Annotated in this window: 14 protein-coding genes, 1 tRNA gene and 2 pseudogenes; 5 read left to right on the top strand and 12 right to left on the bottom strand. The window is 64.6% G+C overall.

Annotated features, from left to right (window positions below):
• Positions 1-19: 19 nt before the first annotated feature.
• The 4 genes from RSE14_RS02995 to RSE14_RS03010 form a co-directional block, all read right to left on the bottom strand.
• The gene (locus tag RSE14_RS02995; RefSeq protein WP_324075761.1) at positions 20-1,381 is read right to left on the bottom strand and encodes a pyruvate dehydrogenase complex E1 component subunit beta; all 1,362 of its coding nucleotides are present in this window, start codon (positions 1,379-1,381) and stop codon (positions 20-22) included.
• Between the two features lie 3 nt (positions 1,382-1,384).
• Positions 1,385-2,416 (bottom strand): pyruvate dehydrogenase (acetyl-transferring) E1 component subunit alpha, encoded by a 1,032-nt coding sequence (gene pdhA, locus RSE14_RS03000; protein ID WP_324075762.1) that lies wholly within the window; start codon positions 2,414-2,416, stop codon positions 1,385-1,387.
• 196 nt (positions 2,417-2,612) lie between these two features.
• Positions 2,613-2,918: an FtsB family cell division protein gene (locus RSE14_RS03005; RefSeq protein WP_324075763.1), complete on the bottom strand. Its 306-nt coding sequence runs from the start codon at positions 2,916-2,918 to the stop codon at positions 2,613-2,615.
• Between the two features lie 101 nt (positions 2,919-3,019).
• The gene (locus RSE14_RS03010) at positions 3,020-4,186 is read right to left on the bottom strand and encodes an acyl-CoA dehydrogenase family protein (protein ID WP_324075764.1); all 1,167 of its coding nucleotides are present in this window, start codon (positions 4,184-4,186) and stop codon (positions 3,020-3,022) included.
• Positions 4,187-4,315: 129 nt separating this feature from the next.
• On the opposite strand from RSE14_RS03010, the gene RSE14_RS03015 reads away from it, so the two are divergent.
• Positions 4,316-5,530, top strand: a complete 1,215-nt coding sequence (locus tag RSE14_RS03015; protein ID WP_324075765.1) for an MFS transporter — start codon at positions 4,316-4,318, stop codon at positions 5,528-5,530.
• Between the two features lie 179 nt (positions 5,531-5,709).
• On the opposite strand, the pseudogene RSE14_RS03020 reads toward RSE14_RS03015, so the two are convergent.
• Positions 5,710-7,075, bottom strand: a pseudogene (locus RSE14_RS03020) (IS3 family transposase).
• Positions 7,076-7,162: 87 nt separating this feature from the next.
• Here RSE14_RS03020 and RSE14_RS03025 point away from each other — a divergent pair.
• Positions 7,163-7,782: pseudogene (locus tag RSE14_RS03025) on the top strand (IS3 family transposase); the annotation flags it as partial.
• Positions 7,752-8,057, top strand: a complete 306-nt coding sequence (locus RSE14_RS03030; protein ID WP_324075766.1) for a phage major capsid protein — start codon at positions 7,752-7,754, stop codon at positions 8,055-8,057. The pseudogene RSE14_RS03025 and the gene RSE14_RS03030, both read left to right, overlap by 31 nt.
• A 335-nt stretch (positions 8,058-8,392) precedes the next feature.
• On the opposite strand, the gene RSE14_RS03035 is transcribed toward RSE14_RS03030, so the two are convergent.
• The 4 genes from RSE14_RS03035 to grxC form a co-directional block, all read right to left on the bottom strand.
• Positions 8,393-8,469, bottom strand: a tRNA-Arg gene (locus RSE14_RS03035).
• Between the two features lie 27 nt (positions 8,470-8,496).
• The gene (locus RSE14_RS03040) at positions 8,497-8,964 is read right to left on the bottom strand and encodes a DUF1178 family protein (RefSeq protein WP_324075767.1); all 468 of its coding nucleotides are present in this window, start codon (positions 8,962-8,964) and stop codon (positions 8,497-8,499) included.
• Between the two features lie 5 nt (positions 8,965-8,969).
• On the bottom strand, positions 8,970-9,791 hold the full coding sequence (locus RSE14_RS03045; protein ID WP_324075768.1) for a carbon-nitrogen hydrolase family protein: 822 nt from the start codon (positions 9,789-9,791) through the stop codon (positions 8,970-8,972).
• Positions 9,791-10,054: a glutaredoxin 3 gene (grxC, locus tag RSE14_RS03050; RefSeq protein ID WP_324076802.1), complete on the bottom strand. Its 264-nt coding sequence runs from the start codon at positions 10,052-10,054 to the stop codon at positions 9,791-9,793. The genes RSE14_RS03045 and grxC overlap by 1 nt, the downstream gene beginning before the upstream one ends.
• Before the next feature lie 149 nt (positions 10,055-10,203).
• Between grxC and RSE14_RS03055 the strand changes: the two genes are divergently transcribed.
• The gene (locus tag RSE14_RS03055) at positions 10,204-10,683 is read left to right on the top strand and encodes an Hsp20 family protein (RefSeq protein ID WP_324075769.1); all 480 of its coding nucleotides are present in this window, start codon (positions 10,204-10,206) and stop codon (positions 10,681-10,683) included.
• A 389-nt stretch (positions 10,684-11,072) separates the two neighbouring features.
• Here RSE14_RS03055 and RSE14_RS03060 read toward each other — a convergent pair whose 3' ends face one another.
• From RSE14_RS03060 to tpiA, 3 genes are all read right to left on the bottom strand, one after another.
• Positions 11,073-12,707 carry a CTP synthase gene (locus tag RSE14_RS03060; protein WP_324075770.1) on the bottom strand — a complete coding sequence of 545 codons (1,635 nt, stop codon included), beginning with the start codon at positions 12,705-12,707 and terminating at the stop codon, positions 11,073-11,075.
• A gap of 127 nt (positions 12,708-12,834) precedes the next feature.
• The gene (gene secG / locus RSE14_RS03065) at positions 12,835-13,209 is read right to left on the bottom strand and encodes a preprotein translocase subunit SecG (protein WP_324075771.1); all 375 of its coding nucleotides are present in this window, start codon (positions 13,207-13,209) and stop codon (positions 12,835-12,837) included.
• 123 nt (positions 13,210-13,332) lie between these two features.
• Positions 13,333-14,106, bottom strand: coding sequence for a triose-phosphate isomerase (gene tpiA, locus RSE14_RS03070; RefSeq protein ID WP_324075772.1), 774 nt, complete (start codon positions 14,104-14,106; stop codon positions 13,333-13,335).
• A 253-nt stretch (positions 14,107-14,359) separates the two neighbouring features.
• Between tpiA and RSE14_RS03075 the strand changes: the two genes are divergently transcribed.
• The gene (locus RSE14_RS03075; protein WP_324075773.1) at positions 14,360-16,297 is read left to right on the top strand and encodes a peptidylprolyl isomerase; all 1,938 of its coding nucleotides are present in this window, start codon (positions 14,360-14,362) and stop codon (positions 16,295-16,297) included.
• Positions 16,298-16,302: the final 5 nt, after the last annotated feature.

Here is a 16,302-nt window from a genome sequence, read left to right on the forward strand (position 1 = left end):
GGGCGGCGCCAGTTCCGTCCTATTTGTAGCACACCTTTCGCGCCGCTTCTGCGATACGCGCGGCATCGATCAGCGCGCGCTTTTCGAGGTTGGCGGCATAGGGCAGCGGCACATCCTCGTTGCACACCCGCATGACGGGCGCATCGAGGTGATCGAAGCCCTCTTCCATGCAGATCGCGATGATCTCGCTGGCGATCGAGCAGGTCGGCCAGCCTTCCTCGGCCACCACCACGCGGTTGGTCTTGGCAAGGCTGGTGAGCACGGCCTGCTTGTCGAGCGGACGCAAGGTGCGAAGGTCGATCACTTCGGCATCGATCCCCTCGTCCGCCAGCGTGGCCGCCGCTTCAAGCGCCAGACCGACGCCGATCGAATAGCTGACGATGGTAACGTCGCTGCCTTCGCGCATGATCCGCGCCTTGCCGATCGGCAGGACATAGTCATCGACATCGGGCACATCGAAGCTGCGGCCATAGACCAGCTCGTTTTCGAGGAAGACCACCGGATCTTCCGAGCGGATCGCGGCCTTCATCAACCCCTTGGCGTCAGCCGCATCATAGGGCGCGATCACGATCAGGCCCGGAACGCTGGCATACCACGGCCCGTAGTTCTGCGAGTGCTGCGCGCCGACGCGGGAGGCCGCGCCGTTGGGGCCGCGGAACACGATCGGACAGCGCATCTGCCCGCCCGACATGTAGTTGGTCTTGGCGGCCGAGTTGATGATGTGGTCGATCGCCTGCATCGCGAAGTTGAAGGTCATGAACTCGACGATCGGGCGCAAACCGCCCATCGCCGCGCCCGTGCCGATCCCGGCAAAGCCATATTCGGTGATCGGGGTGTCGATCACGCGCTTGGGGCCGAATTCGGCGAGCAACCCTTGCGTGACCTTGTAGGCGCCCTGATACTCCGCGACTTCCTCGCCCATCACGAAGACCCGCGGGTCACGCCGCATTTCCTCGGCCATGGCATCGCGCAGCGCCTCGCGCACCGTGGTGCTGGTGAGGCTGGTGCCGGCGGGAATAGCCGGATCGCGGGCAGCAACGGGGGCTGCCGGAGCAGGCTTTTCCGCCTTGGGCGCAGGGGCCGGAGCCGGAGCGGGCGCAGGCGTTGCGACAGGAGCGGGCGCAGGTGCGGCCACCTCCCCTTCCCCGGCGATCAGCGCAATCACCGCGCCAACCGCCACATCCTCGGTCCCGGCAGGCACGAGGATCTTCTCGAGCACGCCTTCATCGATCGCCTCGAATTCCATCGTCGCCTTGTCGGTCTCGATCTCGGCGATGATATCGCCCGGCTCGATCCGGTCACCTTCCTGCTTCAGCCACTTGGCGAGCGTGCCCTGCTCCATCGTCGGCGAGAGGGCCGGCATCTTCAGTTCAATTGCCATGGCTCAATACTCCCCCACCAGAACATCGGTGTAGAGTTCGGCCATCTCCGGCTCGGGCGAGGTTTCGGCAAAATCGGCAGCAGCCGCGACTTCGGCGCGGATCGCCTTGTCGATCGCCTTCAATTCGTCCTCGGTGCAGCCGTTCTCGATGAGGGTCTTCTTCAGCCCCTCGATCGGATCATGCTGTTCGCGCTGTTCCTGCACCTCCTCGCGGGTGCGGTACTTGGCCGGATCGGACATGGAGTGGCCGCGGTAGCGATAGGTGTTGCACTCCATCAGCACCGGGCCCTTGCCGGCGCGGACATGAGCGAAAGCGACCTCGGCAGCGGCGCGCACTTCGAGCACGTCCATCCCGTTTACTTCCATGCCGGGAATGCGGAACGCCGTGCCGCGGCGGTAGAACCGGGTTTCGGCCGAGGAGCGCTTGGACGCGGTGCCCATCGCATACTGGTTGTCCTCGACCACGAAGACGATCGGCAGGTTCCACAGGGCCGCCATGTTGAAGGTCTCGTAGACCTGCCCCTGGTTGGCCGCGCCGTCGCCGAAATAGGCAAGGCACAGGCCCCCGTCGTTGTTGTACTGGTGCGCGAGCGCGAGCCCGCCGCCGAGTGCCACCTGCGCGCCGACGATGCCGTGGCCGCCGTAAAACTTATGTTCGGTCGAGAACATGTGCATCGAGCCGCCCTTGCCGCGCGAGATACCGGATTCGCGCCCCGTCAGCTCGGCCATGATCACCTTGGGATCAATGCCGTAGGCGAGCATGTGGCCGTGATCGCGGTAACCGGTGATGACGGAATCGCGCGCGCCGTCGAGCGCGCTCTGGAGGCCGATGGCGACCGCTTCCTGCCCGATATAGAGGTGGCAGAAGCCGCCGATCAGGCCGAGGCCGTAAAGCTGGCCGGCCTTCTCCTCGAACCGCCGGATCAGCAGCATCTGGCGGTAGAATTCCAGCATCTCCGCCTTGGACGCGGCATAGCGCTTCTTCGCGACAAAGGCGTCCTGCAGCGAGTGCAGGATGAAATCCTCATCATCCATGGCGGATGCGGGGGTTTTTGCCGCACGCGGCGGCTTTGCAGGCTGTTTGGCCAAAATCTCGATCCCTTCCCGTGCGCGCATCAGGGGAGGAGCGGCGCGCAATAATCGTATAGTCGGGGAATGCCCCGCGACGCAACGTCAAGCGCGCCTTCAGCCACGCACGCGCATACGAAATCAGCAAATAAGGCTCGGGCGCCTATTTCTCGTCCTCGAGGGTGATGACCACATCATCCTCGTGGATCACGCCCAGCTGTTCGCGCACCAGCTCGCTGGCCAGATCGGGGTCAGCAGCGTCAGGGTCGAGCAGCTTGACGCGGTTGCGCAGAGCATCGCGTTCAGCCTTGAGGCGAACGATCTCGGCGTCGCGCTGCTTGAGGGCGGCGGCATTCTCGCTCCATGCGAGCAGCCCGGTGGGGCCCGCGACTGCAAAGCCCGCGATGGCAAGCAGCACCAGCAGCGCGATCATCTGCTTGCCTCTTTCGCTCGAACCCGGCTTGCGCATGGCTGACCTGTTCTCCCTTGCCGACGGACCTAAAGAATCACACTTGGCCCCGCACCGCAAGCACCAAGCATGCCGCCCCCATAAAGACTGGGGCGCTCGGCTCAATAGGAGCGCGGCAGGCCGAGCACATGTTCGGCCAGATAGGACAGGATGAGATTGGTCGAGATCGGCGCGACAGTGTAGAGCCGCGCCTCGCGGAACTTGCGCTCGACGTCATATTCCTCGGCAAAACCAAAGCCGCCGAAGGTCTGCACGCACATGTCGGCCGCGGCCCAGCTGGCTTCGGAGGCGAGAAGCTTGGCCATGTTGGCCTCTTCGCCCGGGTTACCCCCTTCATCGTAAACGCGCGCGGCATGGTGCACCATCAGCTCGGCCGCGCGCATCTGGGCATAGCAGCGCGCGATCGGGAACTGCACGCCCTGGTTCTGCCCGATGGGGCGGGCGAACACGCTGCGATCCTTGGCATAGTCGGTCGCCTTGCGGATGAACCACTTGGCATCGCCGATGCACTCGGCCGCGATCAGGATGCGCTCGGCGTTCATGCCGGAGAGGATGTAGCGGAAGCCCTTGCCCTCCTCGCCTACCAGCGCGGAGGCCGGGATGCGCAGATCATCGAAGAACACCTCGCACGAGGAATGGTTCATCATCGTGCGGATCGGCTTGATGCTCATGCCGTTCTTCAGCGCAGCCTGCATGTCGACGAGGAAGATCGAAAGCCCTTCGGTCTTGCTCGCCGCCTGTTCGCGCGGGGTGGTGCGGGCGAGCAGCAGCATCAGATCGGAATGTTCGGCGCGGCTCGTCCAGATCTTCTGGCCGGAGATGACATATTCATCGCCATCGCGGACGGCGCGGGTCTTGAGGCTCAAGGTATCCGTGCCGCTGGTCGGCTCCGACACGCCAAAGGCCTGAAGCCGCAATTCCCCGCTGGCTATGCGCGGCAGATAAGCCGCCTTCTGCGCCTCGCTGCCGTAGCGCAGCAGCGTGTTCATGATGTACATTTGCGCATGGGCAGAAGAGCCGTTGCACCCCGACGCCTGGATTTCCTCCATGATCACGCAAGCCGCCTCAAGGCTGAGACCGCTGCCGCCATGCTCTGTCGGGATCAGCGCGGCAAGGAAGCCTGCCTGTGTCAGCGCATCGACGAATTCGCCCGGATAGGCGCGCGCGGCATCCTTGGTGCGCCAATATTCGCCCGGAAAGCCATCGCACAGGCTTGAGACCGCGCGGCGGATTTCGGCCAGTTCCTCGGGCTCGTGGGCGGTGGACACGCGATGCTCTCCTTCAACCTGGCGGGCGGATTGAACGCTTGCGCGCCACAAGTCCACCTGACGAATTTATGCGCTTTTGCCACGCGGCTCTCCCGTGGCAATCCCGTTTCGATCTGATACTGACCGCGCGTGACGACTCCCACTCCCCTCGCCTATCTCACCCGCACGCAGGAACGCGCGCTGGCGCTCACCATCGCGGTGGTGACGGCCAATGCCTATTACATCCACCCGATCATCGGCGAGGTGGCGCGCGCCTTTGGCGTTGGCGAGGGCGAGATCGGGCTGGTCCCCGCGCTCAACCAGCTGGCACTCGCGCTCGGGATCCTGCTGCTGCTGCCGCTGGGCGATTTCTATTCCAACCGCCGCTTGTGCCTGATTTTCGTTGCGGGCCAGACCCTGTGTCTTGGCGGCATGGTGCTGGCGCCCGGCTTCGTGCTGTTCACCGCCGCCTCGACCTTGCTCGGCTTCTTCACCATCGCGCCCTACCTGATCCCCGCCTTCGCCTCGAAGCGGGTCGCGCCCGAGCGTCTCGGACAGGTCACCGCCCAGCTCACCGCCGCGGTGATCTTCGGCATTCTGGTGGCGCGCGTCGGCGCAGGCGTGATTGCCGAACATGCCGACTGGCACACGGTCTATGTCTGCGCCTTTGCGATCATGGCGGTGGTGACCGGATTTCTGCCGATCGCCATGCGCAGCGAAGGCACCGCACCCAAGCGCACCGGGGCCAGCTATGGCGCGCTGATCGCCTCGGTCTTCACGCTGGCGGCAAGGCATCCCGACATGCGGCTCTCGGCAGCGATGCAAGGGCTGAACTTTGCGACCTTCACGGCCACATGGCTAGCCCTCGCGCTGCATCTGACCAGCCCGGCGATGGGATATGGCACGGATGATGTCGGCTTTCTGGCCGGGATCGCGGCGGTCAGCGTCGTCACCACGCCGCGGCTCGGGCGCTGGGCGGACCGGGTCGGACCGCGCCGCGCGCGGATCGCGGCAGCGCTGGTGCAATTCGTCGGCATCGCGCTGTTCTATCCGCTGGGCTTTTCGATTCTGGCGGTGCTGGTGCCGCTGTTCATCGTCAATCTCGTCGGCCCGACAGTGGATGTGACCGGCCGCATGACGCTGTTCACGCTCGCCCCGGACATCCGCACACGGCTCACCACCAGCTATATCGTCACCATGTTCGTGGGCGGCGCGATCGGCTCTGCTGCGGGCACGGCGATCTACGAGGCGGGCGGCTGGGCGGCGGCCTGCGCGCTGCTGCTGGCCATGTCGAGCGCCGTGCTGAGCCTTGCGATCTATGCCGAGCGGCGCTGGCGCAGGCTGGGTGATGCTGAGGCCGCCTGACAGGAAAAGTGTCAAGCTTATTATTTTATTAGGAAATTTCCGCTAGTCCGGTCAATGAAAGGCGTTCAGGCCAGAAACCGAATGACGGGCCAATCCCCCCCTCACTGTCCGTCGTCAGAACATTCGGCACAACACGGGGCGTAAATTAGCGGAGTGCGGGCCTCGTCCGGGGGTTGATGTTACGCGGCGAGGTTGCGGTGTTGCAAGCGCCGATGTTCGATGGTCTGTCGCTTGATCCTTTCACGCTGTTTGATGATGGCTGGGGCCCTGCCGAAGTAGGCGTCGGCGGGTGTCACGTTGGACAGCGCTTCGTGATAACGCTGGTGGTTATAGTGCTCGACGAAGGCCTCGATCTGGGCCTCGAGGTCGCCGGGCAGGAAGTAGTTCTCCAGCAGGATGCGGTTTTTCAGGGTCTGGTGCCAGCGCTCGATCTTGCCCTGGGTTTGCGGGTGCATCGGGGCGCCGCGCACGTGGCTCATCTTGTTGGCCTCGATGTATTCCGCCAGTTCTCCCGCGATGTAACTGGGACCATTATCGCTGAGCAGCCTTGGCTTGTGCAGCACCGTGGCGCTGTCGCAGCCGGAAGCTGCCAGGGCGAGGTCCAGCGTGTCGGTCACATCCTCGGCCCGCATGTTGGTGCACAGCTTCCAGGCGATGATATAGCGCGAGAAGTCGTCGAGCACGGTGGAGAGATACATCCAGCCCCACCCGATGATCTTGAAGTAGGTAAAATCGGTCTGCCACATCTCGTTTGGCCGGGTGGTCTTGGTATGGAACGCATCAGCCGCTTTCACCACGACATAGGCCGGGCTGGTGATTAGGTCGTGTGCTTTCAGCAGGCGGTAAACCGTGGCTTCGGACACAAAGTATTGGCGTTCATCGGTAAATCGCACGGCCAGTTCGCGTGGGGACAGCTCGCTGTAATCCAGCGCGAGTCCGACGATCTGATCCTGCACCTCAGGCGCGATGCGGTTCCACACCCGGCTCGGCGCGGAGGGCGATCTTCCAGCGCCTCCGGCCCGCCCTCGAGATAGCGGTCATACCAGCGGTAGAAGGTCCGACGGGCGATGCCCAGCTTGTCGAGCGTCCGCTTGGCGGGCAGGTGGGACTGCTCGACGACCCTGATGATCTCAAGCTTCTCGGATGCGGGATACCTCATTCTTCGCCCTCCCCATCCGCGATCATGCTTTTTTTCAGCAGACGGTTTTCGAGCGTCAGGTCCGCAACGCATTCTTTGAGGGCACGGGCCTCGCGGCGCAGATCCTGCACTTCGCCGGTGGTTGCGGCACGAGCAGTATCACCGGCAAGTCGGCGCTTGCCCGCTTCCATGAACTCCTTCGACCAGGTGTAATACAAGCTCTGGGCGATGCCTTCCTTGCGGCAGAGCTCGGCGATGCTGTCTTCACCGCGTAGCCCATCGAGCACGATCCGGATCTTGTCTTCAGCCGAGAAATGACGACAGGTCTGCCGCCGGATGTCCTTCACAACCCGCTCAGCGGGGGGCTTTTTGGGTGCCGATTTTTTCAAGGAGGATTGGGTCTTCATCTTCGTTCCTTCGTCACTACGACGAAGCCCCAACCCTCCTTAAATCACAACCTCAAATCTGTGCCATTGGTGCTGACGAGGGACAGGCGCAAGGAATATGGCGGTCTGAAGACCGACCAGGCTCGGCGCATGAAGGATCTCGAGAAGGAGAATCTCCGGCTCAGGCGTGCGATCTCCGACCTGACGCTCGACAAGTTGATCCTGCAGGAGGCAGCCCGGGGAAACTTCTGAGTCCTGCGCGGCGAAGGCGCTGCATCGATCATGTGCGAACCGAGCTGGCAGTATCCGAACGACGGGTCTGCCGGGTGCTTGGCCAGCATCGATCGACGCAGCGCAAGGTTCCGCACAGGGCCGATGACGAAGATGCGCTCACTGACGACATCGTGGCACTGGCGCGCCAATATGGTCGTTATGGCTATCGCCGGATTTCGGCGTTGTTGCGCGATGCAGGATGGACGGTGAACCGCAAGCGGGTGGAGCGCATCTGGCGCCGCGAAGGGCTCAAGGTGCCGCAGAAACAACCAAAGCGTGGAAGACTCTGGCTCAATGACGGATCGTGCATCCGTCTTCGGCCTGAGTATCCAGGGCACGTGTGGTCCTATGACTTTGTTGAAGGTCGAACCCACGAGGGCCGCAAGTTCCGCATCCTATCGGTCATCGATGAAGCCAGCAGGGAATGTCTGGCATTGCCGGTGGCGCGACGCTTGGTTCGACCGCAAAGGACAGCGGCAGCGGGCGCTTCGTTTACGAGGACGGTGCCATCTTGGGCCGCCGCGTGATCGAGACCACGCAAGCCACCGCTGGCAAGGCGTATGTCGGGAACTTTGAAGAGTGCATGATCGGCATGTGGGGCGGTCTCGATCTCGTTATCGATCCCTACACGAACGGCAGCACCGGCACCGTGAACGTATATGCGTATCAGTTGGCCGACGTGGCCGTCCGGCATCCGGGCGCGTTCACTGTGGTGACTCTGACCGCGTAAAGGAATCCTTCCCGCGCTCACTGACGGAGCCTTCGGGCTTGGGCGCTGGATGGTTCAACGGGAGGCCCGCTTGCTTCGGCAGGCGGGCCTTTTCCGTATCTGTCTGTGAAGTGTGGGGCGGCGCTGGGTCGCGGTGCGCCGCCCCCTGACCGTCGCTTGCGGGGGGCGCTCGCGAGGCCATTGGCAGCCGCATAGGATCATCGGGCAGATTCAGGCAAGCTTTTCCACAGCTTCGATGCGCAAACATTCGCACACTACCTGTTACCCCGTTTGTTACCCCAGCCAATTTATCGACCGAAGAAAGGGGTGCAGCGCAGCATAAGTCTATGAAAATATGGTGACCCCGGCGCGATTCGAACGCGCGGCCCCCAGATTAGGAATCTGGTGCTCTATCCGGCTGAGCTACGGGGTCCCGTGGCTCTCTTAGCATCCACTTCCTTCAATTCAACTTATCCGGCGGGGCCACGGGGAAGGGCAGCGGCGCGACCGGCACGCCCTCCTCGATAAGAGCCTTCGCCTCGGCGAGGCTCGCCTGCCCGTGGATCGGGGCTTCGTCGCGCTCGCCATAATGCATCTTGCGGGTTTCATCGGCGAACTTGTCACCCACCCATGTCGAGTTTCTGAGCGCTTCGACCTGCGCCTTGGCGAGCGCAGCCAGCGCCTTCTGCACCTCTGGCGGCATCGGCGTGTTGGCCATCGGCTGCGCGGCGGCGGGGGCCGGCGCATCGGCGCGGGTGTTGCCCTTGGCAGGCACGGCCGGCGCCATCGGCGCCTTACTCACCTCACCCGAACCGCAGGTCGGGCAGGCCAGCAATCCGCGCGCGTGCTGATCCTCGTAATCGGCCGAGGAGCCGAACCAGCCCTCGAAACGGTGGCCTTGCTGACAGGAGAGGTCGAAAACGATCATGGCAGTCAGGATTTGGGAATTGCGCGGCGATTGGCAAGAGCGGGCACCTGCGCGCGCACTTCGGCAATGCGGGCAAGGTCGATATCGCAGAACGCGAGCCCAGGCGCCTCTCCCCCCATGTCGAGCAGCACTTCGCCCCAGGGATCGACCACGAGGGAATGGCCATAGGTCTCGCGCCCGTCCTCGTGGCGGCCCACCTGCGCTGCGGCGATGACGAAGGCCGAGGCCTCGATCGCGCGGGCGCGCAGCATCACATGCCAGTGCGCTGCGCCCGTGGGACGGGTAAAAGCAGCGGGAACGGCGATTGTCTCGCAGCGCCGGTCGCCCAACTCTCCGAACAGCGCGGGGAACCTCAGGTCGTAGCAGATCGTGAGGCCAAGCCGCCCGACCAGCGTGTCCTCGATCACCACCACCTCTTCACCGGGGCGATAGGCATTGCTCTCGCGCCAGCTTTCGCCGTTTGCGAGATCCACATCGAACATGTGGATCTTGTCGTAGGTGTCGGGTCGCTCGCCGTCGGGTGCGAACACCATCGATCGGTTGGCATTGCGCCCGCCCCCCGCCGCCACCGCCATCGAGCCGAGCGCGATGGTGAGCCCGTGCTCCTCGGCCAGATTGGCGAGCATCGGCACGAAGGGCGAGGCGTCCTGCAACACGATATGCGGCGCGGCGCGCGCGCGGTCGCGATCGAGCAGCAGCGACATTTCGGGGGTGAAGAGCATCTGCGCCCCGCCCTCCACAGCATCAGAGGCGGCGCGCGCGATCGTGTCGAAGTTGCGCCCCGGATCAATCCCGGAGCACATCTGCAAGACTGCGATCCGCGGCATCAGCCGGCCAGAAGCGCGTCGAGCTTGCCCGCAGCCTCCAGCGCGGCGAGATCATCGCTCCCGCCCACGTGCACCTCGCCGATGAAGATCTGCGGCACGGTCATCGCGTGCGGCGCGCGGGCGAGCAATTCCTCGCGCTTCGGCCCGCCCAGCGTGATGTCATATTCGGTGAAGACCGCGCCTTTCTCGGTCAAAAGGCGCTTCGCCCGCACGCAGAAGGGGCAGGCGAACTTGGTGTAGATATCGATCTGTGGGCCAGCCATCATGTCCTCTTGAAAGCGTGCTGCGATAGCCCAGATAAAGCCTGTTGCCGCGTTCCGCCAGTCTCGGGGAACATCTGCGGTGACAGGCGGGTGCTGCATCCGGCAGGCCCGCGCCAGACCAAATTGCTCAGACACGAGGATTTGCAACAATGTCGCGTTTCGATTTCACTCCCTATCGCCGCAGCACTGTGGGTTTTGATCGCCTGTTCGACCTGCTCGAAAACCAGGCCCGCCTCAACGCCGGCGACAATTATCCCCCCTTCAACATCTCGCGTTCGGGCGAGGACAATTACCGCATCACGCTGGCCGTGGCGGGCTTCCGTCCGGGCGATATCGACATCACCGCGCAGCAGAACCTGCTGGTCGTGCAGGGCCGCAAGCGCGACGAGATCGCGGACGGATCGGAGCTGATCCATGTCGGCATCGCCAATCGCGGGTTCGAGCGCCGCTTTGAACTGGCCGATTTCGTGCGCGTCGAAAGCGCCGACCTTGCCGACGGGCTGCTGACCATCGATCTGGTGCGCGAAGTGCCCGAGGCGATGAAGCCCAAGAAGATCGCGATCAATGGCGCCGCACGGCTGACCGCTGTGCCGCTGGACGACGCGGACAAGGCCTCGAGCGCTGCCTGAACATCCGAATTGATGGAAAACTGAGGGCCGTAGGGGGCGGGTCTTGCGATCCGCCCCCGCGGCTTACGCCGCCTTGCCTGATCCTGTCCGTCCGGGTCGCAGAAGACGGACAAAACGCGGCAAGCTCGTGACCATGAAAGGACCGTAAAACAGGTCCGGTCTGCCGCATCGGCAACCCGGTGAGACGCTGTGCTCTACCCGGGGAGGACCTTACAAATCCCTTCCTTGGGCCAGCGTCTAATGCGGAAACGCAATCTCACGCAAGCGTAAACTTACAAAGTTGTAAGGAAGCGACAGCGCCGCTCAAATCCTTGTAACAAAACGGCCCATACCCGCGTCCAGCGCAGCGAAAACCGCCCTGCTGCCCTGTCACAATTGTGTCGAAAAAATCAGACGAGTCGCGACTGTTCCAGGGCTGCGGCGATGAAGCCGGCGAACAGTGGGTGCGGATCGAAGGGGCGCGATTTCAGCTCCGGATGGAACTGCACGCCCACGAACCACGGGTGATCGGGCCGCTCGACGATTTCGGGCAGCAGGCCGTCCGGGCTCATGCCCGCAAAGATCAGGCCCTGCTTCTCCAGCGGCTCGATGAAAGCGCTGTTGACCTCGTAGCGGTGGCGGTGGCGTTCGGAGATGATCTCCGCCCCGCCATAGATGCGCGCGGTGTGGCTGTTGGCGGCCAGCTTGGCCGGATAGGCGCCCAGACGCATCGTGCCGCCCAGATCCCCGCCCGCTTCGCGCTGCTCGATGCCTTCCTTGGTCATCCATTCGGTGATGATGCCCACCACCGGCGTATCGGTCTCGCCGAATTCGGTCGAGGAGGCATCGGCGAAACCGGCCGCGCGCGCGCCTTCGATGCAGGCCATCTGCATGCCGAGGCAGATGCCGAAGAACGGCACATTGCGGGTGCGCGCGAAAGTAACTGCGGCGATCTTGCCCTCGCTCCCGCGCTCGCCGAAGCCGCCGGGCACGAGGATGCCGTGCATCGGCTCCAGCGCGGCCGCGATCTCGGAATTGTCACCTTCGAAGATTTCCGCGTCGATCCAGCGGATATTGACCTTCACCCGGTTGGCAAGCCCGCCATGCACCAGCGCCTCGTTGAGGCTCTTGTAGGCATCGGGCAGGCCCACATACTTGCCGACGACAGCGATCGTTACCTCGCCCTCGGGGTTGAAATAGCGGTCGGTGACGTCGCTCCACGCGGCCATGTCGGGCTCGGGCGCATCGGTGATGCCGAAAGCGCGCAGCACTTCCTTGTCGAGCCCTTCGGCGTGATATTGCTGCGGCACCGAATAGATCGAGGGCGCATCCAGCGCCGGGATCACTGCTTCCTTGCGCACGTTGCAGAAGTTGGCGATCTTCTGGCGCTCGCTTTCGGGGATCGGATGTTCGGCGCGGCACAGCAGGATGTCGGGCTTGATCCCGAGGCTGGCAAGCTCGCGCACCGAGTGCTGGGTGGGCTTGGTCTTCAGCTCGCCCGCCGCCTTGATATAGGGCACCAGCGTGACATGGACGCTCACCGTCTGGAACGGTTCGAGCTCGTTACGAAGCTGGCGGATCGCTTCCATGAAGGGCAGCGATTCGATGTCGCCCACGGTCCCGCCGATTTCGCACAGGATGAAATCATGATCGCCCTGATCGGCGAGCGCGAAGGCCTTGATCGCGTCGGTCACGTGCGGGATCACCTGCACGGTCGCGCCGAGATAGTCGCCGCGGCGTTCCTTGGCGATGATGTCGCGGTAAATGCGGCCCGAGGTGATGTTGTCGCTCTGGCGCGAGGAAACGCCGGTGAAGCGCTCGTAATGGCCAAGGTCGAGATCGGTCTCGGCCCCGTCATCGGTCACATAGACCTCGCCGTGCTGATAGGGGCTCATCGTGCCCGGATCGACGTTGAGATAGGGATCGAACTTGCGGATGCGGACCTTGTAGCCACGCGCCTGCAGGAGGGCCGCCAAGGAGGCTGCCATGAGACCTTTGCCGAGCGAGGAGACCACGCCGCCGGTGATAAAAATGAACCGCGCCATGGGAGTCGGGCCTTAAGCAGCGAGAGGGATTCGGGGCAAGCGAATTGAGCAGGCGATCGGCCTGCCATCCACAGCCCTGTGACAAATGCGCCGCGCAGCCGCCTGAGCGGGGCGCGGGCGTTGGGGCTTACTGGCCCTGCGGAGCCCCGGCAGGCGCTGCGGGTGCGTCAGGGGCAGGCGCAACGGGTGCGACCGGCTCGGCCAGCGGGTCAACCGCGGGGGCCGGAGCGCCGGTGGCGCGTTCCAGCGTCGTGCTGACCGTGCCCACCCGGCTTTCGCGCACGGCCAGCGCCGCGAGCACGATGGCGAGGGTGACGAAGACAATCGCCAGCCACTTGGTCGCCCGGGTCAGGAAATCCGCTGCCCCGCGCGCACCGAAAGCGCCAGACGGGCTGCCGCCGATCCCCAGCCCGCCGCCTTCCGAACGCTGCATCAGCACCACGCCGACGAGAGCTGCGGCCACGATGGCCTGGATCACGGTGAGGAAAAGGAACAGCGACATGAAGGATACTCTTGGCAAGGGCGCGTGTGCGCACCCGGGAAACGTCTTTGGGCGCCATGTAGGCTGCGCGGGCGAAATCGGCAAGGGTGGGCGGGGGCCTGAGCGCGCCCCTGCTCTACCGGCTTAGTGGTCGGACGGCTCGCCGGCAGCGAGCACGATGCCCATGAAGCTGTCGGCGGTGAGGCTTGCGCCGCCCACCAGCGCGCCGCCGACATCGGGCACGGCGAAAATTTCGGCCGCGTTTTCCGGCTTTACCGAGCCGCCGTAAAGGATACGCACATCCCCGCCCTGCTCGGCGCCGTAGAGGCTGACGAGCAGCTTGCGGATGACGGAGTGCATTTCGGCAATGTCATCGGTGGTCGCGGCATTGCCGGTGCCGATCGCCCAGATCGGTTCATAGGCGACCGTGATCCGCTCGGCGATATCGGCCGGCGCATCGGCGGGTGCGGGCAGCGAGGCCTTCAATTGCTTCTTCACGAAGGCCACGGCCTTGCCCGAATCGCGGGTCTGCGCGCTTTCGCCGCAGCACATGATGATGCGCAGGCCTGCACCGAGCGCTGCGGTCGCCTTGGCGCGCACCAGCGCATCGCTCTCGCCATGGCCCTGACGGCGCTCGGAATGGCCGAGGATCACGAACTTGGCGCCGGCATCGGCCACCATCGCGGCGGAAATATCGCCGGTGAAGGCCCCGCCATCGGCGTGGTGGCAATCCTGCGCCCCGACCGAGATCTGCTCGGCCTCGCGGTGGATCGGGTGGATCAGCGTGAAGGGCGGCGCGAGTGCGACCTCGACCTTCATGTGGCGCTGGGCGGCACGATCGATCGCGCGCGCTTCGGAAAGCATCGCGCGGGTGCCATGCATTTTCCAGTTTCCGACGATGTAGGGTCGGCGAGTCATGGGTGTGTCCTGCACCTTGAGAGAGGGAATGGCGATTGTTTTTGGGCCTTAGGGCCAATGTTCTTGGGCCTTAGGGCCAAGGGGCCGTGTCCGCTAGCCGAACATCCGCGTCCAGTCAAAAGGCTGCATCCACAAACAACAAAAGGCCCCCAGACCTGTTGCCGCGCGGACGCAGGGCCGATAAAGCGCGCCTCGCGCCGGTTGTAGAAGCGGCGTCCAGCAGCCGTTCTGACCACCCGGGATCACGCCAGCAATGCTCACCTTCTTCCGCCAATTCTTCCAGTCGAAGATCGGTCTGCCGATTTTCCTCGGCTTTCTGGTGCTGATGGCGCTCGCCTTTGCGGTGGCCGATATCACCGGCACGGGCAGCAGCTTCGGCACGGTCTCGGGCAATGACAATATCGCGGTGGTGGGCGACGAGCCGATCGCCACGGGCGAGGTGGTGCTGGCGGCGAACAATGCGCTCGATCAGGTGCGCCAGCAGAACCCGGGCCTCGCCATGCCCGAATTCATCCGCGCCGGCGCCTTCGACGAAGTGCTGCGCCAGCTGATCGACCGCTTCGCCATTTCGCAATATGCCCGCAAATATGATCTCGCCGCGGGCGACAACCTCGTCAATTCCGAGATCCTCCAGATCCAGGCCTTCAAGTCGCTGGCGGGCGAGTTCGACGAGCAGACCTATCTCGCGGCCCTGCGCCAGCGCGGGCTGACCGATGCGACCTTCCGCAAGGATCTGGTGGCCGGCCTGCTGGAAGACCAGCTGCTCCTGCCCGCGCTCGCCGCGCCGCAGCTGCCGGAAAAGGTCGCGCGTCAATATGCCGCACTGGTGCTCGAACGCCGCGTCGGCGAGATCGCGCTGATCCCGTCGAGCGCCTTTGCCCCGGCCGCAGCCCCGACCGAGGCGCAGCTGACCGAATGGTACGGCGCCAATCGCAGCCTGTTCCTGCGGCCCGAGCGGCGCACCTTGCGCTTTGCGGTGTTCGGGACCGACAGCCTCAAGGTCAACCCCGCCGCCACCGAGGCCGAAATCGCCGCGCGCTACAAGAAGGACGCAGGCCTCTATCAGGCGCGCGAACGCCGCGCTGTCACCACCTTTGTCGTGCCCACCGAAGACGCGGCCAAGGCGCTTGCTGCCCGCATCCGCTCCGGCACTGCGCTCGAGGCCGCTGCCCGCGATGCCGGGTTCAGCGCCTCCAAGGCAGAACTGCGCACCCGCGAGGAGATGGCCACCGCCACCAGCTTCGCCTTTGCCGAAAACGCCTTCAAGGCCACCCAGGGCGGCGTGGTCGAGCCGGCCAAGGGCACGCTCGGCTGGTATGTCGCGCGGCTCGACAGCGTCGAGAAGATCCCGGCGCGCAGCCTTGCCGAAGTGCGCGGCGCGATTGCCGAGCAGATCGGCACGGAAAAGCGCAGCGCCGCCACCGCCGATCTCATCGCCGAGATCGAAAGCGAGATCGACGGGGGCACCGCGCTCGCCGAAGTCGCCAAGTCCTATGGCCTCAAGGTCGAAACCACGCCGGCCCTTCTCGGCAATGGTCAGGCCTATGGCCAGCCCAGTGTCCAGATCGTGCCGCAGCTTGCCCCCGTGCTCCAGACCGCCTTCCAGATGGAAGAGAGCGAGCCGCAGCTGGCTGAAGTCGTGCCCGGCCAGCAATTCGTGATCTTCGAGGTTGCGCGCGTCGATGAAGCCGCCGCCCCGCCGCTCGCCGAAGTGCGCGCTCAGGCCGAAGCCGGGTGGAAGCAGGCGCAGGGCGCCAAGCTGGCCCGCGCCGCGGCGGACCGCATCCTCGGCAAGGTGCGCGCCAAGACCGATCTGCGCGCCGCGCTCGGCGCCGAAGGCAAGCCCTTCGAGATCGAGCCGATCAATCTTGAACGCCGCGCCCTGATCGCCCAGCGCGGCCAGCGCATCCCGCCGCCGCTGGTGCTGATGTTCTCGATGGCCGAAGGCTCGGTAAAGCTGCTCGAAGGCCCGCGCAATATCGGCTGGTACATCGTCAGCCTCGACGAGATCGCCACCGATCCGGTCGACAAGGAACCCGGCCTGCTCCAGCAGACCCGCGGCCAGCTCGCCCCGACGGTGAGCGAGGAATATCGCCGCCAGGCCGCGGCCGCGATGCGCAAGGAACTGGGCACGACCCGCAACAACGCCGCCATCGATGCGGTGCGCAAGCAGCTTGCGGGCGAGCAATAGGCCAG

It is taken from the genome of Erythrobacter sp. (assembly GCF_035194505.1).
GTDB lineage: Bacteria > Pseudomonadota > Alphaproteobacteria > Sphingomonadales > Sphingomonadaceae > Erythrobacter.